Annotated in this window: 22 protein-coding genes; 11 read left to right on the plus strand and 11 right to left on the minus strand. The window is 69.7% G+C overall.

Features of this window, described 5'->3' with window-relative positions:
• Window positions 1–106: 106 nt before the first annotated feature.
• The 3 genes from MMF98_RS18120 to gpmA form a co-directional block, all read right to left on the minus strand.
• Complete coding sequence (locus tag MMF98_RS18120) at window positions 107–865, minus strand: HesA/MoeB/ThiF family protein (protein WP_243308233.1); 759 nt, start codon at window positions 863–865, stop codon at window positions 107–109.
• 77 nt (window positions 866–942) lie between these two features.
• The gene (locus MMF98_RS18125; protein ID WP_243308235.1) at window positions 943–2,379 is read right to left on the minus strand and encodes a S41 family peptidase; all 1,437 of its coding nucleotides are present in this window, start codon (window positions 2,377–2,379) and stop codon (window positions 943–945) included.
• Window positions 2,380–2,476: 97 nt separating this feature from the next.
• A complete protein-coding gene (gpmA, locus tag MMF98_RS18130; RefSeq protein WP_243308239.1) occupies window positions 2,477–3,220 on the minus strand; it encodes a 2,3-diphosphoglycerate-dependent phosphoglycerate mutase in 744 nt (247 codons plus the stop codon).
• A gap of 80 nt (window positions 3,221–3,300) precedes the next feature.
• Here gpmA and MMF98_RS18135 point away from each other — a divergent pair, with 80 nt between their 5' ends.
• The 4 genes from MMF98_RS18135 to MMF98_RS18150 all read left to right on the plus strand — a co-directional run bounded on the left by MMF98_RS18135 (window position 3,301) and on the right by MMF98_RS18150 (window position 5,797).
• Complete coding sequence (locus tag MMF98_RS18135) at window positions 3,301–3,708, plus strand: rhodanese-like domain-containing protein (protein ID WP_243308240.1); 408 nt, start codon at window positions 3,301–3,303, stop codon at window positions 3,706–3,708.
• 159 nt (window positions 3,709–3,867) lie between these two features.
• Window positions 3,868–4,128, plus strand: coding sequence for a glutaredoxin 3 (gene grxC, locus MMF98_RS18140; RefSeq protein ID WP_243308241.1), 261 nt, complete (start codon window positions 3,868–3,870; stop codon window positions 4,126–4,128).
• 130 nt (window positions 4,129–4,258) lie between these two features.
• Complete coding sequence (gene secB / locus MMF98_RS18145; RefSeq protein WP_243308242.1) at window positions 4,259–4,717, plus strand: protein-export chaperone SecB; 459 nt, start codon at window positions 4,259–4,261, stop codon at window positions 4,715–4,717.
• Between the two features lie 54 nt (window positions 4,718–4,771).
• The gene (locus tag MMF98_RS18150; RefSeq protein ID WP_243308243.1) at window positions 4,772–5,797 is read left to right on the plus strand and encodes an NAD(P)H-dependent glycerol-3-phosphate dehydrogenase; all 1,026 of its coding nucleotides are present in this window, start codon (window positions 4,772–4,774) and stop codon (window positions 5,795–5,797) included.
• A 165-nt stretch (window positions 5,798–5,962) separates the two neighbouring features.
• On the opposite strand, the gene MMF98_RS18155 is transcribed toward MMF98_RS18150, so the two are convergent.
• The 3 genes from MMF98_RS18155 to MMF98_RS18165 form a co-directional block, all read right to left on the minus strand.
• Entirely contained in the window at window positions 5,963–6,949 is a 987-nt protein-coding gene (locus MMF98_RS18155; RefSeq protein WP_243308244.1) for a Bug family tripartite tricarboxylate transporter substrate binding protein, read from the minus strand.
• Between the two features lie 40 nt (window positions 6,950–6,989).
• Window positions 6,990–8,144 carry a mandelate racemase/muconate lactonizing enzyme family protein gene (locus MMF98_RS18160; protein ID WP_243308245.1) on the minus strand — a complete coding sequence of 385 codons (1,155 nt, stop codon included), beginning with the start codon at window positions 8,142–8,144 and terminating at the stop codon, window positions 6,990–6,992.
• A gap of 130 nt (window positions 8,145–8,274) precedes the next feature.
• Window positions 8,275–9,165, minus strand: coding sequence for a LysR substrate-binding domain-containing protein (locus tag MMF98_RS18165; protein ID WP_243308246.1), 891 nt, complete (start codon window positions 9,163–9,165; stop codon window positions 8,275–8,277).
• 215 nt (window positions 9,166–9,380) lie between these two features.
• On the opposite strand from MMF98_RS18165, the gene nadC reads away from it, so the two are divergent.
• The 6 genes from nadC to MMF98_RS18195 all read left to right on the plus strand — a co-directional run bounded on the left by nadC (window position 9,381) and on the right by MMF98_RS18195 (window position 15,467).
• The gene (gene nadC / locus MMF98_RS18170) at window positions 9,381–10,247 is read left to right on the plus strand and encodes a carboxylating nicotinate-nucleotide diphosphorylase (protein ID WP_243308689.1); all 867 of its coding nucleotides are present in this window, start codon (window positions 9,381–9,383) and stop codon (window positions 10,245–10,247) included.
• The gene (nadA, locus tag MMF98_RS18175; RefSeq protein WP_243308247.1) at window positions 10,244–11,350 is read left to right on the plus strand and encodes a quinolinate synthase NadA; all 1,107 of its coding nucleotides are present in this window, start codon (window positions 10,244–10,246) and stop codon (window positions 11,348–11,350) included. The genes nadC and nadA overlap by 4 nt, the downstream gene beginning before the upstream one ends.
• A gap of 5 nt (window positions 11,351–11,355) precedes the next feature.
• A complete protein-coding gene (creB, locus tag MMF98_RS18180) occupies window positions 11,356–12,033 on the plus strand; it encodes a two-component system response regulator CreB (RefSeq protein ID WP_243308249.1) in 678 nt (225 codons plus the stop codon).
• 14 nt (window positions 12,034–12,047) lie between these two features.
• Window positions 12,048–13,523 carry a two-component system sensor histidine kinase CreC gene (gene creC, locus MMF98_RS18185; RefSeq protein ID WP_243308251.1) on the plus strand — a complete coding sequence of 492 codons (1,476 nt, stop codon included), beginning with the start codon at window positions 12,048–12,050 and terminating at the stop codon, window positions 13,521–13,523.
• 241 nt (window positions 13,524–13,764) lie between these two features.
• Window positions 13,765–15,210, plus strand: a complete 1,446-nt coding sequence (gene creD / locus MMF98_RS18190) for a cell envelope integrity protein CreD (RefSeq protein WP_243308252.1) — start codon at window positions 13,765–13,767, stop codon at window positions 15,208–15,210.
• Window positions 15,207–15,467, plus strand: coding sequence for a hypothetical protein (locus MMF98_RS18195; RefSeq protein ID WP_243308253.1), 261 nt, complete (start codon window positions 15,207–15,209; stop codon window positions 15,465–15,467). The genes creD and MMF98_RS18195 overlap by 4 nt, the downstream gene beginning before the upstream one ends.
• Window positions 15,468–15,531: 64 nt before the next feature.
• On the opposite strand, the gene MMF98_RS18200 is transcribed toward MMF98_RS18195, so the two are convergent.
• From MMF98_RS18200 to MMF98_RS18210, 3 genes are read right to left on the minus strand one after another with little or no spacing between them, the layout of a single operon-like run.
• A complete protein-coding gene (locus tag MMF98_RS18200; RefSeq protein WP_243308254.1) occupies window positions 15,532–16,455 on the minus strand; it encodes an alpha/beta hydrolase in 924 nt (307 codons plus the stop codon).
• Window positions 16,452–17,432: a tripartite tricarboxylate transporter substrate binding protein gene (locus tag MMF98_RS18205; protein WP_243308256.1), complete on the minus strand. Its 981-nt coding sequence runs from the start codon at window positions 17,430–17,432 to the stop codon at window positions 16,452–16,454. The genes MMF98_RS18200 and MMF98_RS18205 overlap by 4 nt, the downstream gene beginning before the upstream one ends.
• Before the next feature lie 58 nt (window positions 17,433–17,490).
• Window positions 17,491–18,408, minus strand: coding sequence for a diiron oxygenase (locus tag MMF98_RS18210; protein ID WP_243308258.1), 918 nt, complete (start codon window positions 18,406–18,408; stop codon window positions 17,491–17,493).
• Between the two features lie 174 nt (window positions 18,409–18,582).
• On the opposite strand from MMF98_RS18210, the gene MMF98_RS18215 reads away from it, so the two are divergent.
• Complete coding sequence (locus tag MMF98_RS18215; RefSeq protein ID WP_243308260.1) at window positions 18,583–19,473, plus strand: LysR family transcriptional regulator; 891 nt, start codon at window positions 18,583–18,585, stop codon at window positions 19,471–19,473.
• Between the two features lie 12 nt (window positions 19,474–19,485).
• Here the strand turns inward: MMF98_RS18215 and nadB are convergent, their stop codons facing one another.
• Complete coding sequence (nadB, locus tag MMF98_RS18220) at window positions 19,486–21,075, minus strand: L-aspartate oxidase (RefSeq protein WP_243308262.1); 1,590 nt, start codon at window positions 21,073–21,075, stop codon at window positions 19,486–19,488.
• A 45-nt stretch (window positions 21,076–21,120) separates the two neighbouring features.
• Window positions 21,121–21,978 carry a segregation and condensation protein A gene (locus tag MMF98_RS18225; RefSeq protein ID WP_243308264.1) on the minus strand — a complete coding sequence of 286 codons (858 nt, stop codon included), beginning with the start codon at window positions 21,976–21,978 and terminating at the stop codon, window positions 21,121–21,123.
• Window positions 21,979–21,980 lie beyond the last annotated feature (2 nt).

A 21,980-nucleotide genomic window follows, 5' to 3' on the forward strand; every position in this document is an offset into this window, starting at 1 on the left:
GCCTGCAAGGCCACCCGGTGGCCCGGCCAAGCCGGTTCCACGGGTGCACTGGCATGGCGATGCTTGGGCGCATGTTTCGTAGAAGCTGCTTCCGACGCTGGCAGCATCAGCCGCCGTGCCGGTCGCCGCAGATGGGGCATGACGGGTTGCGCGGCAGGCGCAGCTCGCTCCATTCCATGCTGCGGCCGTCGAGCATCAGCAGCCGGCCGGCCAGCGAGGTGCCGGCGCCGCTGAGCAGCTTGAGCGCCTCGGCGGCCTGCACGGCGCCGATGATGCCCACCAGCGGCGCGAACACGCCGAGCGTGGCGCACAGGGTTTCCTCCACCTCTGCATCAGGCGGGAACACGCAGGCGTAGCAGGGCGAGTGGCTGCTGCGCGGGTCGTACACGCTGACCTGGCCGTCGAAGCGGATGGCCGCGCCCGACACCAGCGGCCGGCGGTGCTTCACGCAGGCGGCGTTGACGGCTTGGCGCGTGGCGAAGTTGTCGCAGCAGTCGAGCACCACGTCGGCCTGGCTCACCAGCTCGTCGAGCAGCGCGGCATCGGCGCGCGCCACGACCGGCGTGACCCGCACATCCGGATTGAGGGCCGCGACGGATTGCTGCGCGGAGATGGCCTTGGGCTGGCCCATGCGCGCCAGGGTGTGGGCGATCTGGCGCTGCAGGTTGGTCAGGTCCACCGTGTCGTGGTCCACCAGGGTCAGTTGCCCGACGCCCGCTGCGCCCAGGTAGAGGGCCACGGGCGAGCCCAGGCCACCGGCGCCGATGACGAGGGCCCGCGCCGCGAGCAGGCGCTGCTGCCCCTCGACGCCGATCTCGTCGAGCAGGATGTGGCGCGAGTAGCGCAGGAGCTGGTCGTCGGTCATGGGGCCATTGTCGCGGCAGAAAAAAAGCCCCGCAACGCGGGGCCTTGATCCGGGAGGCGCCGTGCCGGGCGCGGAGCCTAGTTTTCTTTCTTCTCTTCAGGGCGCTCGGTCTGGGTCTTGCTGACCAGCACCGGCTGCCCCTTGAGCTGGTTGATGGCCTGGGCCAGCTGGAAGTCCTTGTCGCTGCCGAACTCGGGCAGCTTGCGGTCCGCCACGGGCTTCTTGGCTTCCTCTTCGAGCTTCTTGCGGGCTTCCTCGCGGGCCTTTTCGCGGGCTTCGTCCTTCTTCTCTTCGCCCTGGCCGCTGTTGAGGTGCTTCTCGAGATCGGCTTCGCGCATGCGCAGGGCGGCGAACGGGCTGCCCTCCACGCTTTCGTCCACCATGACGTCGGGCACGATGCCCTTGGCCTGGATCGACTTGCCGCTGGGCGTGTAGTAGCGCGCGGTGGTGAGCTTCAGGCCGGTGTCGGGACCGAGCGGGCGCACCGTCTGCACCGAGCCCTTGCCGAAGGTCTGGCTGCCCATCAGCGTGGCGCGCTTGTGGTCCTGCAGCGCGCCGGCCACGATCTCGCTGGCCGAGGCCGAGCCTTCGTTGACCAGCACCACCAGCGGCACGGTCTTGAGGGCCACCGGCAGGCGCTTGAGCGGGTCGGCGCCGCTGCGACGCTGGTAGAACTCGGGCGCGGCCTTGTAGGTGAACTTGCTCTCGGCCAGCTGGCCGTTGGTGGAGACCACGGTCACGTTCTCGGGCAGGAACACCGCCGATATGGCCACGGCCGCGTCGAGCAGGCCGCCCGGGTCGTTGCGCAGGTCGAGCACCAGGCCCTTGAGGTGGGGCTCCTGGCGGTAGATCTCCTCGACCTTCTTGACGAAGTCGTCGACCGTGCGTTCCTGGAACTGGCTCAGGCGGATCCAGGCGTAGCCCGGCTCGACCACCTTGCCGCGCACCGACTGGGTGCGGATTTCCTCGCGCGTGATGGTCACCGGGAACGAGCGGTTCTCGTCCTTGCGGTAGATCGTGAGCGAGACCTTGGTGTTGGGCTCGCCGCGCATCTTCTTGACGGCGTCGTTGAGCGACAGGCCCTTGACGGCGGTGTCGTCGATTTTGGTGATCAGGTCATTGGTTTTGAGCCCGGCGCGAAAGGCCGGCGAGCCCTCGATCGGCGACACCACCTTGACCAGCCCGTCTTCCTGCGTGATCTCGATGCCCACGCCGACGAAGCGGCCCGAGGTGCCCTCGCGGAATTCCTTGAACGACTTCTTGTCGAAGTACTGCGAATGCGGGTCCAGGCTCGACACCATGCCCGAGATCGCGTCGGTGATGAGCTTCTTCTCGTCCACCGGCTCCACGTAATCGGTCTTGACCATGCCGAACACGGCGGCGAGCTGCTGCAGTTCTTCCAGCGGCAGCGGCGCCAGCGTCCCACGGGCCACGGTCTGCAACGAAACCGTGGTCAGCACGCCGGCAATGGCACCGATCGAAATCCAGCCTGCTATTTTGAGTTTCTGGCTCATAAAAATCCTCTACCGGTTCAATATACACCTTGGAACGGTGCTCGGCGTAACGGTTCCGCAGGCCGTGGGGGTATGCGCCGCCGGGCGCGGCGTTTACTCAGGCTTTACCTTGGGAGGCCACGGCGGCCGCGGCCCGGGCGGCGGCCTCGGCATCGCCCAGGTAGTCGTGGCGCAGCGGCTTGAGCGACGCGTCCAGCTCGTACACCAGCGGGATGCCGTTGGGGATGTTCAGCCCCACGATGTCGGTGTCGGAGACGCCGTCCAGGTACTTCACCAGGGCCCGGATCGAGTTGCCGTGGGCCGCCACCACGATGCGCTTGCCGGCCCGGATGGCCGGCGCCATGGCCTCGTTCCAGAACGGCAGCACGCGCGCCACCGTGTCCTTCAGGCACTCGGTGAGGGGGATCTGCTCGGGGCTGAGGCGGGCGTAGCGGATGTCGCCGCGCTCGCTGCGCGGATCGGTCGGCTCCAGCGCCGGCGGCGGCGTGTCATAGCTGCGCCGCCACACCAGCACCTGGGCGTCGCCGTACTGCTTGGCCATGTCGGCTTTGTTCAGGCCCTGCAGCGCGCCGTAGTGGCGCTCGTTGAGGCGCCAGGAGTGCATCACGGGCAGCCAGGTGCGGTCCATCTCGTCCAGCGTGTGCCACAGGGTGCGGGTGGCGCGCTTGAGCACGCTGGTGTAGGCCAGGTCGAATTCGTAACCCTCGGCCTTCAGCAGGCGGCCGGCGTTCTTGGCCTGCTCCACGCCGGTGGCGGTCAGGTCCACGTCAGTCCATCCGGTGAAGCGATTCTCGAGGTTCCAGGTCGATTCGCCGTGGCGGATCAGCACGAGTTTGTACATGGCAGCCCTATAAATTCACATGCAGAACCCGACATTCTAAAATTGCGGGTTACCCATCCCTCGAACGTCTAAGGAAAACCGTGAAATTCATCATCGACAACTGGATGCTGCTGTCCGTCGCGCTGGCTTCGGGCGGCATGCTGCTGTGGCCCGTGCTCAAGGGCGCCACCGGCGGCGCGCTGACCACCGCCGCGGCCGTGCAGCTGATCAATCGCGAGAAGGCGGTGGTGATCGACGTGAGCGAGGCCGATGAGTACGCCCGGGCCCACGTGGGCGGTGCCCGCAACGTGCCGTTCGGCCAGCTCGAGGACAAGCTCGCGGCCACGGTGAAGAACAAGGCGCTGCCGGTGATCCTGGTCTGCGCCACGGGCGCCCGCGCCAACCGCGCCGTGGCCGTGGCGAAGAAACTCGGTTACGAGCAGGCCCAAGCGCTGGGCGGCGGGCTCAAGGCGTGGAAAGACGCTAACCTCCCGATAGAAAGCGCGTGAATTGACCTCCCCCCGAAGCGCCTGCGGCGCCTCCCCCAAGGGGGCGCACCCAGCGGCCTGGCGGAGCCGGTTCCGCGGTGGCCCTGGTATGGCCTGCTTCGCGGCTGTTTTTGCCGGCTGACTGATCGGTTCCTTCTTCAGAAAAAAGTGCCCCTTCCCATGCAATCCGTCACCATGTACACCACGGCCGTCTGCCCCTACTGCATCCGCGCCAAGCAGATCCTCAAAGCCAAGGGCGTGGAGCAGATCGACGAGATCCGCGTCGATGCCAGCCCCGACGAGCGGCTGAAGATGATGGAGCGCACGGGCCGGCGCACCGTGCCGCAGATCTTCATCGGCGGCACCCATGTGGGCGGCTGCGACGACCTGATGGCGCTGGACGGGCAGGGCGGCCTGCTGCCGCTGCTGAACGCCGCCTGAACGCCGCCTGGGCGCCATGCGGGGCCGCCGGGCGGCCCCGCGCACCTGAGATAATGTTGCCAGTGCCCGCTGCGGGAACGCATCCCCGGCGGGCTTTGTTTTGACCTCATCACCCGAACTGCGAACTCTCATGGCCGACCAACAAGACCCCGTATTCCAGATCCAGCGCGTCTACCTCAAGGACCTGTCGCTGGAGCAGCCCAACTCGCCGGGCATCCTGCTCGAGCAGGAGCAGCCCGCCGTGGACATCCAGCTCGGCGTGGACGCCACCCCGGTGGCCGACGGCATCTTCGAGGTGACGGTGACGGCCACCGTGCAGACCAAGATCAAGGACAAGACCGTGTTCCTGGTCGAGGCCAAGCAGGCCGGCATCTTCGAGGCGCGCAACCTGCCCGACGAGCAGATGGGCCCGATCCTGGGCATCGCCTGCCCGCAGATCGTCTACCCCTACCTGCGCGGCAACGTGGCCGACATCATCCAGCGCGCCGGCTTCCCGCCCGTGCACCTGGCCGAAATCAACTTCCAGGCCATGTACGAGCAGCAGCAGGCGGCCGCCGCCGGCGCCGCGCCGTCGATCATCACCCAGTAAGGCTTTTCAGGGCCTTTTGAGCGGAATGTCCAGGCACAGCGGGCATCGGATGCTATGAAAATCATAGTTCTTGGCGCCGGTGCCTGGGGCACGGCCATGGCCATCAGCGCCAGCGGCCAGCCCGCCGCGCGGCACCAGGTCACGCTGTGGGCGCGCAGCGCGCCACAGGCCGAGGCGCTGCAGGCCGCGCGCGAGAACGCGCGCTACCTGCCCGGCATTGCGCTGCCGGTCGCGCTGGCCGTGCAGTCCGGGCCGCCCGAGGCCCTGCCGGCGCTCACCGCCGGCGCCGACCTGCTGATCATCGCCAGCCCCATGGCCGGCCTGCGCGGCCTGCTCGCGCAGCTGCGCGACAGCGCCGTGCCGGTGGCCTGGCTGTGCAAGGGCTTCGAGGCGCCGCAGGCCGGCGCCGCGGCCGCCTTCGGCCTGATGGCGCACGAGGTGCGGGCGCAGGTGGCGCCCGCGCTGCGCAGCGGCGTGCTCAGCGGCCCGAGCTTCGCGCAGGAGGTGGCGCGCGGCCAGCCCAGCGCGCTGGTGGCCGCCAGCGAACATGCTGCCGTGCGCGACGCGCTGGTCGACGCCTTCCACGGCCCGACGCTGCGGGTCTATGCCAACGACGACATCGTGGGCGTGGAGGTGGGGGGCGCGGTGAAGAACGTGCTGTCCATCGCCACCGGGCTGTGCGACGGCCTGAACCTCGGCCTGAACGCGCGAGCCGCCCTGATCACCCGCGGCCTGGCCGAGATGACGCGGCTGGGCGTGGCGCTGGGCGCCCGGGCCGACACCTTCATGGGCCTGTCCGGCCTGGGCGACCTGGTGCTCACCGCCACCGGCGACCTGTCGCGCAATCGCCAGGTCGGGCTGCTGCTGGCGCAGGGCCGCACGCTGCAGCAAGCGGTCGATTCGCTGGGCCATGTGGCCGAGGGCGTCTACTGCGCCCGCACCGTGGTGCAGCGCGCGCAAAGCCTGGGGCTGGAGATGCCGATCTCGCAGAGCGTGGTGGCCCTGCTCGACGGCCGACTGAAGCCGGCCGATGCCGTGGCCGCGCTGATGGGGCGCGGCCCGGTGGCGGAACCGGGCTGAGCGCCCGGCGCGGCCGTTTTTCTGGAAAATCAGCGTCGAATCGGCCGGATGTCCGCGTGCAGCGGTCATCTGATGCTATTGAAAGCATAGCGGCCAGCCAGCCAGCCAGCCAGCCAGCCAGCCAGCCAGCCGACGGCCGGCCCGGCCCGGCCCGGCCCGCCAGCCTCACTCGGGCTTGATCTTCTGTTCCCTGATGATGCGGCCCCAGCGCGCCGACTCCTTGCCGATGTCGCTGGCCAGCGCAGCCGAGCCCATGTAGGCCGGCACCGCGCCCTGCTGGGCGGCGGCCACGGCCAGGTCGGGCGCCGACATCACCGTGCGGATCGCCTCGTTGAGGCGCTCCACGATCGGCTGCGGCGTGCCCGCGGGCGACAGGATGAACAGGCGCGGCGCGGCGTCGAAGCCCGGCAGCGCCTCCGACAGCAGGGGCACCTCGTCGGCGCCCGGCAGCTTGGTGCCGCTCATCAGCGCCATCGCATGCAGCTTGCCGGCCTTGGCCTGCGCCATCCCGGCGGTGGCGCTGACCACGCCGATCGGCACCTGGCCGCTGATCACGTCGGGCACGATCTGGGCCGCGCCGCGGTAGGGGATGTGCACCACGAAGCTGCCGGTCCAGGCCTTGACCATCTCGAAGCCCAGGTGCTGCACCGTGCCCACGCCCGAGGTGGCGAACGAGTAGGCGCCGGGGCTCGATTTGAGCTTGGCCAGGAACTCCTTGGGGCCGCGCGCCGGGAAGTTGTTGCCGGTCACGATCATCAGCGGCAGCGTGAACACGGCCGACACCGGCGTGAAGCTCTTGACCGGGTCGAACGTCATGTGGGGCTGCATGTACTGCGCGATCAGCATCGCGCTCTCGGCCAGGATCAGCGTGTAGCCGTCGGGCGCGGACTTGGCGGCCAGGTCGCCGGCGATCAGGCCGGCCGCGCCGGCGCGGTTCTCCACCACCACCTGCTGGCCCAGCACGGTGGACAGGCGCGGCGCCAGCAGGCGCGCCATGGCGTCCACGCCGCCGCCGGCCGAGTAGCCCACCAGCAGGCGGATCGGCCGGCTGGGGTAGGCGGCTGGCTGCGCCAGGGCGCTGGTGCCGGCCAGCGCGGCCAGGCCGGCCAGCATCGCGCTGCGGCGGGAAAAGGCGTTGTTGAAAGTCGTCATGCGGTGTCTCCAATGATTGAATGAGGGGGCGCTCGGCCGTTCAGGCCTTGCCGACGCCGCGCGAGCCGGGGCGCTTGGCCAGTTCGGCGATGCGTTCGCGGTTGGGCCGGAAGCCCAGGCCCGGGGTCTCGGGCAGGGTCAGCACGCCGTTCACCGGCTCGGGCAGGCCGTCGAACACCTGCTTGCAGCATTCCACCGCCACCGAGTGGTATTCCACCAGCGAGCCATTGGCCAGGCCCGCGTGCAGGTGCATGTTGTGGTGCGGCCAGGCGCCGCCGTTGGCAAAGCGCGTGTTGAAGGCGGCCGCCATGCCGGCGATGCGCGTGCACTGGGTGAAGCCGCCCGAGATGCAGGCGTTGGGCTGCACCACGTCCACCGCCTGCGCCACCAGCAGGTCGCGAAAGCGCGAGGCCAGGCCTTCGTTCTGGCCCGCGGCCAGCGGGATCGAGGTCTTGGCGCGCAGCTTGGCCAGGTTGGGCACGTCGTTCTGCGTCACCGGCTCCTCGAAGAAGCTGATGCCGTAGTCCTCGATGCGCTGCGCCAGCGACAGCGCGTGGAAGTAGTCGAGGCTGCAGTTGGCGTCGATGTAGAGCTGCACGTCGGGGCCCACGGCCTCGCGCACGGCGCGGATGCGCTGCACGTCCTCGGCGATCACGTCGGCCAGCTCGCGCGGCTCGTCGCGCCGCTGCAGCGCGTGGTGGCCCACCGTCATCTTCAGGCGCTTGAAGCCGCGCTCGACCCAGCCTTTGGCCGCAGCGGCCAGCTCGTCGCGCTCGAAGAAGGCGAAGCCGAAGGTGGCGTACACCGGCACCTGCGGCCGCGCGCCGCCCAGCAGCCGCCAGCAGGGCTGGCCCAGGGCCTGGCCCTTGAGGTCCCACAGCGCGAGGTCGAGCGCCGCGATGGCGTGGCTCGCGTAGCCCGACTGGCCGCGCGGCGTGAGCAGCCAGTACAGCTTGTCCCAGAGCTGCTCGTGGCGCAGCGGGTCGGCGCCGATCAGCGCGTGCGCGGCGATGTCGTTGACGATGGAGCCGATCACCTCTTCCTCGGTGATGGCGGTCATGCCGGTGCCGATAAGGCCGGTGTCGGTTTCGATGTCCACCAGGCACAGCGAGAGCGAGGTGGTCTTGGTGCGGCCCGAGATGCTGACCGAGACAGGCAGGTGCAGCGGCGTAGCGCTGACGCGGGTGATGTTCATGGCGTGAAGGCAGGGCCCGCGGGCGGGCCGGTGGTCGGAAAGCTGGCAGTCTAGGAAACGGGGTGGCGGCCCGCAAGCATGCGGGCCGAAGGCGGCTTTCGCCAATCGCGAAAGCCCGCCGCGGCCGGCTTCAGGCGGTGAGCGCCTGCACCAGCGTGTGCGCGGCGGGCGACAGCGCCACGCCGCTGCGGGTGGCTAGGCGGTGCGTGCGCACGGCCCAGCCATCGCTGAGCGCGATGGCCTTGAGCGGCAGCATCGCGAGCTGCGGCGCCACCGCCTGCAGCGGCAGCACGCCCACGCCCAGGCCGCCGGCCACCATGCGGCAGACTGCGTCGAAGCTGCGCATCTGCATGCGGATCTTGACGGGCCGCCCGAGCGCGGCGGCCTCCGAGATCAACCGGTTCGACAGCGCCGTGCCGTCCATCAGGCCGATGAAGTCCTCCTCCAGCGCATCGGCCAGCGCTAGCCGGCGCCGGCCGGCCAGGCGGTGCGCCGGCGGCACCACCAGCACCAGCGTGTCGCTGAAGAAGTCGCGCAGCTCCAGGCCCTGCGGCGGGCTGGCGGTGTCCACGATGCCCAGGTCGGCCCGGCCTTCGAGCAGCGCCATGCAGATCTCGGGGCTGCTGTGCTCCTCCAGGTCGATGCGGATCAGCGGATGCCGGCGCATGAAGCGCTCCAGCCGCTGCGGCATCGCCTCCAGCACCGAGGAGCCGTTGGCCAGCACCCGCACATGGCCTTTGAGGCCCAGGCTGTAGTCGCGCAGGTCCAGCGTCAGCCGGTCGGCGTCGGCCAGCAGCTCGCGCCCGCGCTGCACCAGCATGTGGCCGGTGGGCGTGACGCGCGCGCCGCGCGAGGAGCGCTCGAAGATGCGGATGCCGAGAGAGGCCTCCAGCGCCGAGATGCGCGCGCTGGCGGCGGCCACCGCGAGCTCGAGCTGGTTGCTGCCGGCGCTGATGGAGCCGGCATCGGCCACCGCCACGATCACGCGCAGGGTGACGAGGTCGATCGCGTCGGCGGTCATGCGCTCACGGCGGGCAAGGCGGCGAAGGGGGCGGGCAGGGTCATGCGGTGTCTCCGGGAGGCTCTGGCCGTGGATTATGAGTGAAATCGCCGGGAGGTCCTTGCCGGATGGTCCTTTTCAGCTATCAAAAACGGAGCAAGCCGGGCGCAGGCCCGGGCCGGGCGGTGCGCGCGGCATGCGAAGGGCCATCGGGATGCCGCTATGCTTACACCATGATGACAACCCCCTTCGATTTTTCCGAGAAAAGCCTGGCCGAGCTGGCCCGCGCCGACGCCGCGCGCGCCCTGCAGGAAGACCTGGGCGCGGGCGATCTCACGGCCGGCCTGGTCGATGCCGCGCGCCGCGCGCAGGCCCGCGTGATCGCGCGCGAAGCCGCCGTGATCTGCGGCGCGCCCTGGGTCGAGGCCACGCTGCGCCAGCTCGACCCCGGCCTGCGCTGGACCTGGGCCGTGCCCGAAGGCGGGCGCTGCGAGGTGAACCAGGTGGTGCTGGAGATCGAAGGCCCGGCCCGCGCGCTGCTGAGCGCCGAGCGCACCGCGCTCAATTTCCTGCAGCTGCTGAGCGCCGTGGCGAGCAAGACCGCGGCCTACGTGGAGGCCGTGCGCGGCACGCGCGCGCAGATCGTGGACACGCGCAAGACCCTGCCCGGCCTGCGGCTGGCGCAGAAATACGCGGTGAAGACCGGCGGCGGCACCAACCACCGCATCGGCCTCTATGACGCGGTGCTGATCAAGGAGAACCACATCGCAGCCGCCGGCGGCGTGACGGCCGTGCTGCGCCGCGCGGCCGAGGTGGCGGCGCAGGCGGCGTTCGTGGAGATCGAGGTCGAGACCCTGGCCCAGCTCGACGAGGCGCTCGCCGCCGGCGCCACCATGGTGCTGCTCGACAACATGGACCTACCCACGCTGCGCGAGGCCGTGCGCCGCAACGCGGGCCGCGCCGTGCTCGAAATCTCGGGCGGCGTCACCTTCGACGGCGTGCGCGCCCTGGCCGAGACCGGCGTGGACCGCATCTCGATCGGCGCGCTGACCAAGGACGTCAAGGCCACCGACTTCTCGATGCGCCTGCAGGAGCTGGGATGAGCACCGCTGCCGCCCTGATCGAGGTCGAATACGAGCAGCCGGCCTGCGCCACCCGGCATGCCTGGGCCCGCGTGCCGGTGGAGCCTGGCCCCGCCGAGCGCGCCGCGTTCAAGGACCGGGTGCGCCGCCTGCTCAAGGAGCGCAACGCGGTGATGGTCTCGCACTACTACGTGCACCCGGACCTGCAGGACCTGGCCGAGGAAACCGGCGGCCTGGTGAGCGACTCGCTGGAGATGGCGCGCTTCGGGCGCGACCACGCGGCGCAGACCCTGGTGGTCTCGGGCGTGCGCTTCATGGGCGAGACCGCCAAGATCCTGTCGCCCGAGAAGAAGGTGCTGATGCCCGACCTGGACGCCACCTGCTCGCTCGACCTCGGCTGCCCGGTGGACGAATTCAGCGCCTTCTGCGACCAGCACCCCGATCGCACCGTGGTGGTCTACGCCAACACCAGCGCGGCCGTGAAGGCGCGCGCCGACTGGCTCGTGACATCGAGCTGCGCGCTCGACATCGTGCGCGCGCTGAGCGAGCAGGGCCAGAAGATCCTGTGGGCGCCCGACAAGCACCTGGGCGGCTACATCCAGCGCGAGACCGGGGCCGACATGGTGTTCTGGAACGGCTCGTGCATCGTGCACGACGAGTTCAAGGGTTTCGAGCTGGAGGCGCTCAAGCGCGAGCATCCGCGCGCCAAGGTGCTGGTGCACCCCGAATCGCCGGCCGAGGTGGTGGCGCTGGCCGACGCCGTGGGCTCGACCTCGGGCATCCTGAAGGCCGCGCGCGAGATGGACGCCAGCGAGTTCATCGTCGCCACCGACAACGGCATGATGCATAAGCTGCGCGCGCTGAACCCCGGCAAGACCTTCATCGAGGCGCCCACGGCCGGCAACAGCGCCACCTGCAAGAGCTGCGCGCACTGCCCCTGGATGGCGATGAACGGCCTCGCGGGCCTGGCCCATGTGCTGGAAACCGGCGCCAACGAAGTCCAGGTCGACCCGGTGCTGGGCTTGCGCGCCCGCCTGCCGATCGACCGCATGCTGGCTTTCACGGCGGCATTGAAGGCCGGGCAGGCGGCGGGGGCGCTGGTGCCGAACATGGGCGCGGTGTAGGTGCCATGCCAGCGCGCGTGCTATTGCTGGAAGACGACCCCGCGATCGCGCGCACGGTGGTCTACGCGATAGAGCGCGAGGGGCTGCAGGTCACGCACAGCCTGCTGTTGCAGGATGCGCGTCAGCTGTTGCGTGTTCAAACGTTTGACCTGCTCGTGCTCGATGTGGGGCTGCCTGATGGCAGTGGACTGGACCTGTGCCGCGAAGTGCGTGCCGCAGGGGGCACGCCTGTGCTCATACTCAGCGCGCGCGGCGAGGAACTGGACCGCGTGCTAGGCCTGGAGCTGGGCGCCGATGACTACCTGGCCAAGCCCTTCAGTCCGCGCGAGCTGGCCGCGCGCGTGAAGGCCCTGCTGCGCCGCACCGCTGCCATGACCGCTGTGCCCATGGCACACACCACTCCGTTTCACGACGACGGCATGGGCCAACGCATGCACTTGCATGGTCGGCCGCTGCCACTCACACGGCGCGAATACCGCCTGCTGGCCTGTCTGCTCGCGGGCGCGGGCCGCATCCACACGCGTGACGCATTGCTGGCTGCCGCCTGGGGCGACGACAGCGACAGCACCGATCGCACCGTGGACACCCACGTCAAAACCCTGCGTGCCAAGTTGCGCGAGGCCGACCCTGCGCGCGAATACATCGTCACGCACCGGGGCATGGGTTATTGCCTCGACCTCTGAAGTCGCTGCTCCCCATGCGCCTTGGCCTGCGTTTGCTGTTTGCGTTCTTCCTCATCAACGGCATCGCCGCGTTTTTCGTGCTGCGTGTGTTCACGGCCGAGATCAAGCCCAGCGTGCGCGAGGTGATGGAAGACATGATGGTGGATACGGCCAACATCCTGGCTGAGCTGGTCAGTGATGACCTGACGGCCGGGCGCCTGGCCGAGGGCCGTTTCGCGCAGCAGGTGCGCCAGTACGCAACCCGGCCCGTGGACGCGGCGATCTGGGGGCTGTCCAAGCAGACGCTGGATTTCCGCATCTACGTGACCGACGCCACGGGCCGTGTGCTGTTCGACTCCGAGCAGCGCGCCGTGGGCGAGGACTACTCGGCCTGGCGCGATGTGGCGCGCACGCTGCGCGGCGAGTACGGCGCCCGTGCCACGCGGGAAGTTTCGGGCGACGACAAGAGCGGCGTGATGTACGTGGCCGCTCCCATTTACGCCCGGGGCTCCGGAGGCCAGAAGATCGCCGGTGTGCTGACCGTGGCCAAGCCCGTGTTCGCCGTGCAGCGCTTCATCGACCGCGCGGAGCGCAAGGTGCTCATGGGCGGTCTGCTGCTGTTGGTCCTTTCGGCTGCCGTGGGCGTGGCCGTCACGCTGTGGGTGGTGTGGCATGTGCGCCGCCTGCGCGACTACGCGCTCAGCGTGCAAGGGCCGGCCCAGGGGGACGGAGCCTCGTTCCCGCCTGCGCAGCCAGTTCCCGAGGTGCCAAACGCTCCCGGCGAGCTGGGTGACCTGGCGCGCGCCATGGACCGCATGCGCGCGCGTCTCGAAGGACACGATTACATCGAGGAATACGTGCGGGCGCTGACCCATGAACTCAAAAGCCCCGTGGCCGCGATCCGCGGTGCGGGGGAACTTCTGCAGGAGGATCTGCCCGCCGCCGATCGCGCCCAGTTCGCCGCCCAGGTGGTGGCTCAGAGCGAGCGCCTGCAGCGTCTCATTGACAGGCTGCTGGAGCTGAGCAAGCTGGAGCAGCGCCACCATGCCGAGGCTCGCATCCCCGTGGCGCTGGCCGACTGCGCGCACGCGGCGATTGTGCACACTCGGGCCCGCGCTGCGCAGCGCGGTATTGCGCTCGCGCAAACGGGCTCGGGCGCGAGCGGTTCATGGGAGGCTGAACTCGTCACGCTGGCGCTGACCAACCTGATCGATAACGCGATTGACTTTGCCCCTGCAGGCAGCACCGTGCGGGTGGAATTGGATGGGGCACGCGTGGCTGTGCAGGACGATGGGCCGGGTGTGCCCGACTACGCGCTGCCGCGTCTGGGGGAGCGCTTCTTCACCACGGCGCGTCCCGGAGGCGAGCGCAGCGGGTCAGGGCTGGGGTTGGCGATTGTGCAGCGTGTGATGGCGCTGCATGGGGGCCACATGAGGGTTCGCAATACCGGGCCGGGATTGCGGGTGGAGTTGGATTTTCGGGATGTGCCGAACAACGGCCCCGTGATTTAACGTCTGTTTGGGGCGCGGGACAGCATTTTCACGCTGCGACCTGCCCGCGACTCTGATGCCCAGGTGTCTGGGGCCCCGGCTCCCGTCTTGCCGGGAACAACCTATCGCAACCCAGCGGCTCTCCCGAGCCACATTCTGACTCCCTCTTTCTGCACTTCACATCCGCCTCACAAACTTCATCGCACCATCACCGGCGCTCCCCACACTGTTCTTCACAGACACAACCTTTGTGGAGAACTTCTTGAAACACCCCCTGTTCATCAAACTCGCGGCGCTGGTCGCCGTCACGGTGCTGCTGCTTTTCGGTCTTGGCTTGATCGAAGGCGTGGTACGCGATCGCCAGCGCTATCGGCTCGAGGCTGCGCGCGGTGTGGAGCAGAGTCTGGCCGGGCCGCAGACGCTCATGGGCCCGATGCTGCACAGTGCTTGCGTGGAGACCTGGGACACCGTGACTGGCGCGGGTGCCGAGCGTCGCACCGCGGAGCAGCGGCGCGAATTTCTGCTCACCGCGATGCCTCAGCAGCTGCAGCTGCGCACCAGTGCCGTCATGCAGGAGCGCGCTCGTGGCCTGCACAAGGTCAACGCCTACACACTCAAGGCGCAGGTCACAGCCGAGTGGGCGTCGCTGGCCAGCCTGCAGCCCGAACGCACGGTCAAGGGCTCGCGCATGCAGTGCGGTGCCCCTATCCTGATGGTGGCCGTGGGCGATGCGCGCGGCATTCGCATGGCGCAGGTGGAGGTGGATGGACAGACCCTGGCGCTCAAGCCCGGTACTTTCCACCCCGTGTACTCCCGCGGCCTGCACACGCCGTTGCCCGAGGGGCTGCGCGCGCAGAGCGGGCAGGTGCGTGCAGTGCTGGATCTGGAACTCGTGGGCACCGAACGCTTGGTCATCGTGCCGCTGGGCGGTAACACCGAGGTGCTGATGCAAAGCGCCTGGCCGCATCCGTCGTTCGGAGGACGCTTCCTGCCGTCGGATCGCGAGGTGCGGCCCGATGGCTTCACGGCCCACTGGCGTTTGTCGTCACTGGCCAGCTCGGCACAACAGGATATTGCCGAGGGCCGCAAGGTTTGTAACGCTCCGCTGTCGGATGGCTCGGTCAATGAGACTGCCGAGAGCGAAGCGGCCGGCGCACAGCGCGCCTGCGCCGACAGTTTCAGCGTGGCTTTCATCGATCCGGTGAATCCTTACTCGTTGGCTGACCGCGCCATGAAGTACGGCGTGCTGTTCATCGCGCTCACCTTTGTGGCCGTGGGCTTGTTTGAGTTGATGCAGAAGCTGCGCGTCCACCCCGTGCAATACCTGCTGGTGGGCAGCGCGCTGTGTGTTTTCTTTCTGTTGCTCGTGAGCTTGTCGGAACACTTGGCGTTCGGGCCGTCATACGCGATGGCGGCCACGGCCTGCGTGCTGCTGCTGGCCTACTACGCCAGTCACATGCTCGGCAGTCTGCGCAGGGGCTTGCCCTTCGGCGCTTTGATCGCCGTGCTTTACAGCTTGCTCTATGTGCTGCTGCAGCTCGAGCAGACCGCACTGATCGTAGGCGCGATCGCGCTGTTCGCCGTGCTGGCGGCCGTCATGGTGCTGACCCGCCGGATGGACTGGTATGGTCTGACCGCACCGCGTTTGCCGGCCCCCGGCGAGGCGGCCGCTTCTCCTGTCGCACCAACTGCCTCGGAGGCCGCATGAGTGCTTCGATGGACATGCCCGCTGCCTTGACCGAGGCTGAAGCCCGGTGTGTGCAACGTTATTACGATCGCCTGCTGGCTGCCCTGCAGGCTCGCGACCTGCTTGCGCTGCATGATGCCCAGCAAGTCGTGCTGCGAGCGGCGTACCGCAGCCGTGCCCGTCCGGCGTTGCGCCGGGCATTGAAGGAACTGACTTGGCGCATGGCGGGGTATATCGCAGGCAAGCAACTGCGCTGGCGCGGGCGGGAACGAATCTAGTTGGGGTGTGTTGGGGCTTCGGTCGTTCTCGTGGAGAGGTCTGCGAGGCCGTAGCTCTCAGCGGTCACTCATCGGCACCTCGCCTGTGAAAAAAATCGAGCAGCTCGCGGCCCAGCCGCTCCTCGCCGCTGTTGAAGTGCGCCACCATCGACATGTGGTTGTGGCCGCGCAGCTGCAGCACGCGCGGCGCCCGTCCGCGCGCGGCGGCCAGGGCGTGGGCGAACTCCAGTCCGTAGACGTCGAGCAGCGGGTTCTCGAATTCGGCGATCGCGATGAAGACCGGCAGCGCGCCCGTGGCTGCATGGCGCACCGGCGAGCGCTGCTCGTAGCGCGCCATGTCCTCGCCGAAATAGGCGCGCACGCCGGCGGCGTTGGGGTTGGCGGGCAGGGCATCGGCGCGCAGCCGCGCCGACAGCAGGGCCAGCGCCGCGGCGTGGCGCCCCAGGTAGCCCAGCGCCGGGTCAAAGGCATAGCTGGCTACGTGGGTGCCGCCCGCCGAGTGGCCGATCAGCAGCAGGCGCGCCGGGTCGCCGCCGTAGGCCGCAACCTGGCGGTGCAGCCAGTCCATGGCCAGCGCCACGTCCTCGGCGCCGGCCGGGAACGGGGCCTCGGGTGCGAGCCGGTATTCGACGTTCGCGGCCACCCAGCCCTGGCGCACGAACCAGTGCATGACGTTGTCGTAGAGCTCGCCGCTCACGCACTTGTCGCCGCGCACGAAGCCGCCGCCGTGCACGAACACCGCCACCGGCGCGCCGGCCTCCGCCGCCAGATCGGCCGGCCTGAACAGGTCGAGCACCTGGCGCGGATGCGCGCCGTAGGGCTGGTCGCGCGCGATGGCCGCGCCGCTGGGGGGCGCGGCGCGCAGCAGCGGCGCGTAGGCGTCCTTGACTTGCTGGCTGTGGGCTCGGATGTCCTGTGCCCAGCGCGGGCCGATCCGGGCCTGCAGGCGCTCCAGTGCGGCCTGGGCGATGGGGCTCGGCCCCGTCATGGCGCGAGTCCGGCGCTCCTGACCACGCCGGCGTAGCGCGACACCTCGCTGCGCACATAGCTGTCGAAGGCCTCTCGGCTGCGCGTGTCGGGCTCGGCGCCGAGGTCGCGCAGCCGCTTTTCCATCTCGGGCGTGCGCAGGATGGCGGCGAAGGCCGCGCCGAGCTTGTCCAGCACGGGCGCGGGCAGGCCCGCGGGCGCGAAGATGCCGAACCAGGCGCTGACCTCGTAGCCCGGCAGGCCGCTTTCGCCCACCGTGGGCACCTCGGGCAGCAGCGCGCTGCGCTGGGTGCCGGTGACCGCGATGGCCTTGAGCTTGCCGGTGCGGATGTTGGGCACGGCCGTGCTCTGCAGGTCGAACATCAGCGGCACATGGCCGGCCAGCACGTCGGCCAGCGCGGGCGCGCTGCCGCGGTAGGGCACGTGCAGCAGCTTCACGCCGGCCGCCGAGGCCAGCAGCTCGCCCGCCAGGTGGTTGGAGGTGCCGGGGCCGGCCGAGGCGTAGCCCACCGCGCCCGGCATGGCCTTGGCCTGCGCGATCACCTCGGCCACGCTGCGCATCGGCGCGGCCGGGTTGGCCACCAGCACGAAGGGGATGGAGGCCAGCGGCGACACGGTGGCGAAGTTCCTGAGCGGGTCGTAGCCCACCTTGGTCATGGCCGGGTTGATGGCCTGCGAGCTGACGGTGCCCAGCAGCAGGGTGTGGCCGTCGGGTGCGGCGTCGGCCACCGCCTTGGCGCCGATCGCGGTGCCGGCGCCGGCCTTGTTCTCGACCACCACGGTCTGGCCGAGCTGGTGGCCGAGCCTTTCACCGACCATGCGGGCCAGGATGTCGGCGGAGCCGCCGGGCGGGTAGGGCACGACCAGGGTGATCGGGCGGCCCGGCAGCGGCGTCTGGGCAGCGGCCGCGCAGGCCAGCAAGGCCAGGGCCGCCGCGCTGGCCCGGCCCCGGTGCAGAAGGCTCGACAAAGAGATCATGAAAGGCTCCGTGGGGTGGGAATGGCTGCAGAGGGGCAGAAAGCGCGGGGATGGTTTCTCATGGGAGGGCCAGCGGCGCCGCCTGGTCCACCTCGCGCACCTCGGGAATCTCGACGCCGTAGGGCGCGATGTCCTCGCGGATCTGGTCGAGTGCGCGCTTGATGATGGCGATCTCCTGGTCGGGGTGGGTCGCGCCCAGGCCGTATTCGGCGGCCAGCGCCCGGTTGCGGCCGGCGCGCGCGCGCTCCTCGGGCGGCAGGTTGACCACGGCGTAGACGCCGTTGAGCAGGCTGCCGCGCAGCTTCTTGGCGACCTTCTCGCCGATCAGCCGGCGCTCGGCCGCCGAGAGCGAGGAGAAGAAGCGCCGCATGATGATGCGGCCGAACTGGATGTGCCGCGCCTCGTCGCGCAGGATCAGCTGGCAGGCGCTGCGGATCGAGGCGAAGCGCGCGTTCTCGTAGCGCGCCTGCAGCAGCTCGCCCGAGAGCTGCTCGAACAGCGTGTTGACGGCCAGCCCCGCGTAGAAGCTCATGGCCTTCTCGTCGCTCTCGTCGTGAAAGCGCGGGATCACCTGCTTGAAGTAGTCGGCGCGCGGCTCGTCCTGGTAGCCGGCCAGGCCCTGGGCGATCAGGAACGAGGCCTCGTGGTGGCGCAGCTCCTCGGCGATGAAGTTCACGATGTGCTGCTTGATCTCGAACGGCTGGTGCGAAAAGATCGCCTCGCGCAGCCGCTCGGCGCCGTAGGGGATGGCGCCATGCTCCATCCAGGCGCGCAGGCTCCACCACTCGGCGCCGGCGGCGCGCACCTCGGCGGGAAGATCGGCCGCCGCGAGGTCCGAGAAGTCGATGTCGCGCGGGTCCCAGGCCAGCTCGCGCGACTGCTGGCACAGGCGCCAGGCCTCGGGGTATTCGAGTTCCGAGCGGATCGGGTAGGGGTTGGGCACCGGGGTGAGTTCTTCCAGAAGCGAGGCTTGCATCGGCGTGTTCCTGCACAGGTCATCGGGGGCCGCGGCGTGGGGCGGGCCGTCTCCGCCGCGGCGCGCAGCCTCGGCGTTGGACCCATGCTCGGGGAAGGCCGAGGCTCAGTCAAATACCATTTGCAGGGGCTGGTGATAGCATCTTCGTATCACCGGGCCGATCAAGGAACTCGCATGGACCTGCGCCAGCTTCGCCAGTTCGTCGCCGTGGCCGAGGAGCGCAGCTTCCGCCGCGCGGCCGAGCGCCTGCATGTCTCGCAGCCGCCGCTGAGCGTGGCGGTGCAGCGGCTCGAAGCCAGCCTGGGCGTGACGCTGCTGGACCGCTCGCGCCACGGCGTGCGTGTGACGGCCGCGGGCGAGGCCTTTCTGCGCGAGGCGCAGCGCACGCTGCACCATGCGCAGGTGTCGATGGACGTGGCGCGCCGCGCGGCGGCCGGTAAGTTCGGCACGCTCGGCCTGTCGTTCGTGCCGAGCGCGGGGCTGGAGGTGGTGCCCCGACTGCTGCGCGCCTTTCGCCGCGACTACCCCGACGTCAAGCTGGTGCTGCATGGTGCCACCACCTCGCAGCAGATGGAGGCGCTGGTCAGCGGCAGCACGGACCTCGGCGTGGTGGTGCCGCCGCTGTACGACGCGCAGGATTTCCGGGTGGAGAGCTTTGCCGAGCAGGAACTGGTGCTGGCCGTGCCGCAAGACCACCCGCTTGGCGGGCAGAAGCGGGTGCAGCTGGCCAGCCTCGCGGCGGAGAGTTTCGTGGGCTTCACCTTCCAGGAGGGGCCGGGCTTCGAGAGCGTGGTGGTGGCGGCCTGCCGCGAAAGCGGCTTCATCCCGAACTTCGTGCAGGTGGCCTCGCAGATGCAGACCATCCTCGCGCTGGTGGCCAGCGGCCTGGGCGTGGCGCTGGTGCCGCAGGCCATGCGTTCGGTGCAGATCGGGCAGGTGGCCTACCTGCAGGTGCGCCGTGGCCGCGCGCCGGTGCGCTACCAGCTCGGGCTGGCCTACCGGCCGTCCAACGACAACCCGGCGCTGCATGCCTTCGTCGCCATGGCGCAGCGGCTGGCCCGCTGAGGCCGGGCGCGCTCAGGCCGGCGGCGTCAGCACCGTGGGCTGGCCCAGCGGCTCGGTCTGCGGGTAGTCGCGGCTGAAGTGCAGGCCCCGGCTCTCGTGGCGCGACTGGGCCGAGCGCACGATCAGCTCCGCCACGGTCACGAGGTTGCGCAGCTCCAGCAGGTCGCGCGTGACGTGGAAGTTGGCGTAGAACTCCTGGATCTCGCCCTGCAGCAGCGCGATGCGGTGCGCCGCGCGCTCCAGCCGCTTGTTGGTGCGCACGATGCCCACGTAGTCCCACATGAAGCGGCGCAGCTCGTCCCAGTTGTGCGAGATCACGACCGATTCGTCGGCGTCCGTCACCTGGCTGTCGTCCCAGGCGGGCAGCGCCGGGGGCGTGGGCAGCGCGGTGGCCAGGATGTCCTGCGCGACCGAGCGCGCGAACACCATGCATTCGACCAGCGAGTTGCTGGCCAGCCGGTTGGCGCCGTGCAGGCCGGTGTAGGCGGTCTCGCCGATCGCGTGCAGGCCGGCCAGGTCGGTGCGGCCCTGCAGGTCGGTGTGGATGCCGCCGCAGGTGTAGTGCGCGGCCGGCACCACGGGAATCGGCTGCTTCGAGATGTCGATGCCCAGCTCCAGGCAGCGCGCATAGATGTTGGGGAAGTGCTGCTGGATGAAGGCCAGCGGCTGGTGCGAGATGTCCAGGTGCACGCAGTCCAGGCCATGCTTCTTCATCTCGTAGTCGATCGCGCGCGCCACGATGTCGCGCGGCGCCAGCTCGGCGCGCGGGTCGTGGGCTAGCATGAAGCGCGTGCCATCGGGCAGCAGCAGCCGCCCGCCCTCTCCGCGCACCGCTTCCGAGATCAGGAAGCTCTTGGCGTGCGGGTGGTACAGGCAGGTCGGGTGGAACTGGATGAACTCCATGTTCGTCACGCGGCAGCCCGCGCGCCAGGCCGCGGCGATGCCGTCGCCGGTGGCAGTGTCGGGGTTGGTGGTGTAGAGGTAGACCTTGCCGGCGCCGCCCGTGGCCAGGATGGTGTGCGGCGCGCGGAAGGTCACGACCTGGTCGATGCGCTCATCCAGCGCGTACAGGCCCAGGCAGCGGTTGATCGGCAGGCCGCGCTTCTTGCCGGTGATCAGGTCCACCAGCGTGTGGTGCTCGAACAGCGTGATGTTGGGCGTGCGCCGCACGTGCTCGATCAGGGTCTTCTGCACCGCCGCGCCCGTGGCGTCGGTCACGTGGGCGATGCGGCGCGCGCTGTGGCCACCTTCGCGCGTCAGGTGCAGCTGGCCGTCTTGCAGTGAGAACGGCACGCCCAGCTCGCGCAGCCAGGCGATGCTCCCCGGAGCATGCTCGACCACGAAGCGCGTGGCCGCGGGGTCGGACAGGCCGGCACCGGCCACCAGGGTGTCGTCCACGTGCGAGTCGAAGCTGTCGCCCTCGTTCAGCACGGCGGCGATGCCGCCCTGGGCCCAGCCGCTGGAGCCGTCGGCCATGGCACGCTTGGTGAGCACCGCCACGCGGTGGGTGGGGGCCAGGTGCAGCGCGGCCGACAGGCCGGCCAGGCCGCTGCCGACGATCAGCACGTCGAAATCGCGGTGCGGGGAGGGGGAGGGTTTCACGGGGGATGACTTCGTTACCGCCGCCGCTGCCGGGCTGGCGGTCGGCTAGGTGGGAGTGAAGGCCAGGCGCACGTAGATCGGCGCGAAGGCCTCGGCCTGGGTGATGTCGATCAGGGTTTCCTTGGCGAGTTCGAGCATCGCGATGAAGGTCACGATCATCACCTGGACGCCGCGCGCGGGGTCGAACAGGCTCTCGAACTCGATGAACTTGCGGCCCTGCAGCGCGCGCAGCACGATGCTCATGTGCTCGCGCACGCTGAGCTCTTCGCGGGTGATCTTGTGGTGCTGCACCAGCTTGGCGCGCTTGAGGATGTCGCGCCAGGCCTCCTGCAGGTCGGCCAGGTGGACGTCGGGAAAGCGCGGCTGCAGCGACTGCTCGATGTAGACCTGCGCGCGCAGCACGTCGCGGCCCAGCTGCGGCACCTCGTTCAGGCGCGCGGCGGCCAGCTTCATCTGCTCGTACTCGAGCAGGCGGCGCACCAGCTCGGCGCGCGGGTCTTCGGGCTCCTGGCCCTCGGCCGTCTTCTTGGGCGGCAGCAGCATGCGCGACTTGATCTCGATCAGCATGGCCGCCATCAGCAGGTATTCGGCCGCCAGCTCGAGGTTGTGGCTGCGGATCTCGTCCACGTAGGTCAGGTACTGGCGCGTCACGCCGGCCATCGGGATGTCGAGGATGTTGAAATTCTGCTTGCGGATCAGGTAGAGCAGCAGGTCCAGCGGGCCCTCGAAGGCCTCCAGGAACACTTCCAGCGCGTCGGGCGGGATGTAGAGGTCGGTCGGCAGCGCGAACAGCGGCTCGCCATAGAGCCGGGCCAGCGCCACCTGGTCCACCACCTCGGGCATGCCCGGCGCGAGCGGGGCCTCCGCGGGCGCCAGATCGGCGGTGTCGGTGGGGGAAGTCATGA

Source organism: Variovorax terrae (assembly GCF_022809125.1).
Taxonomy (GTDB): Bacteria; Pseudomonadota; Gammaproteobacteria; order Burkholderiales; family Burkholderiaceae_C; genus Variovorax_A; species Variovorax_A terrae.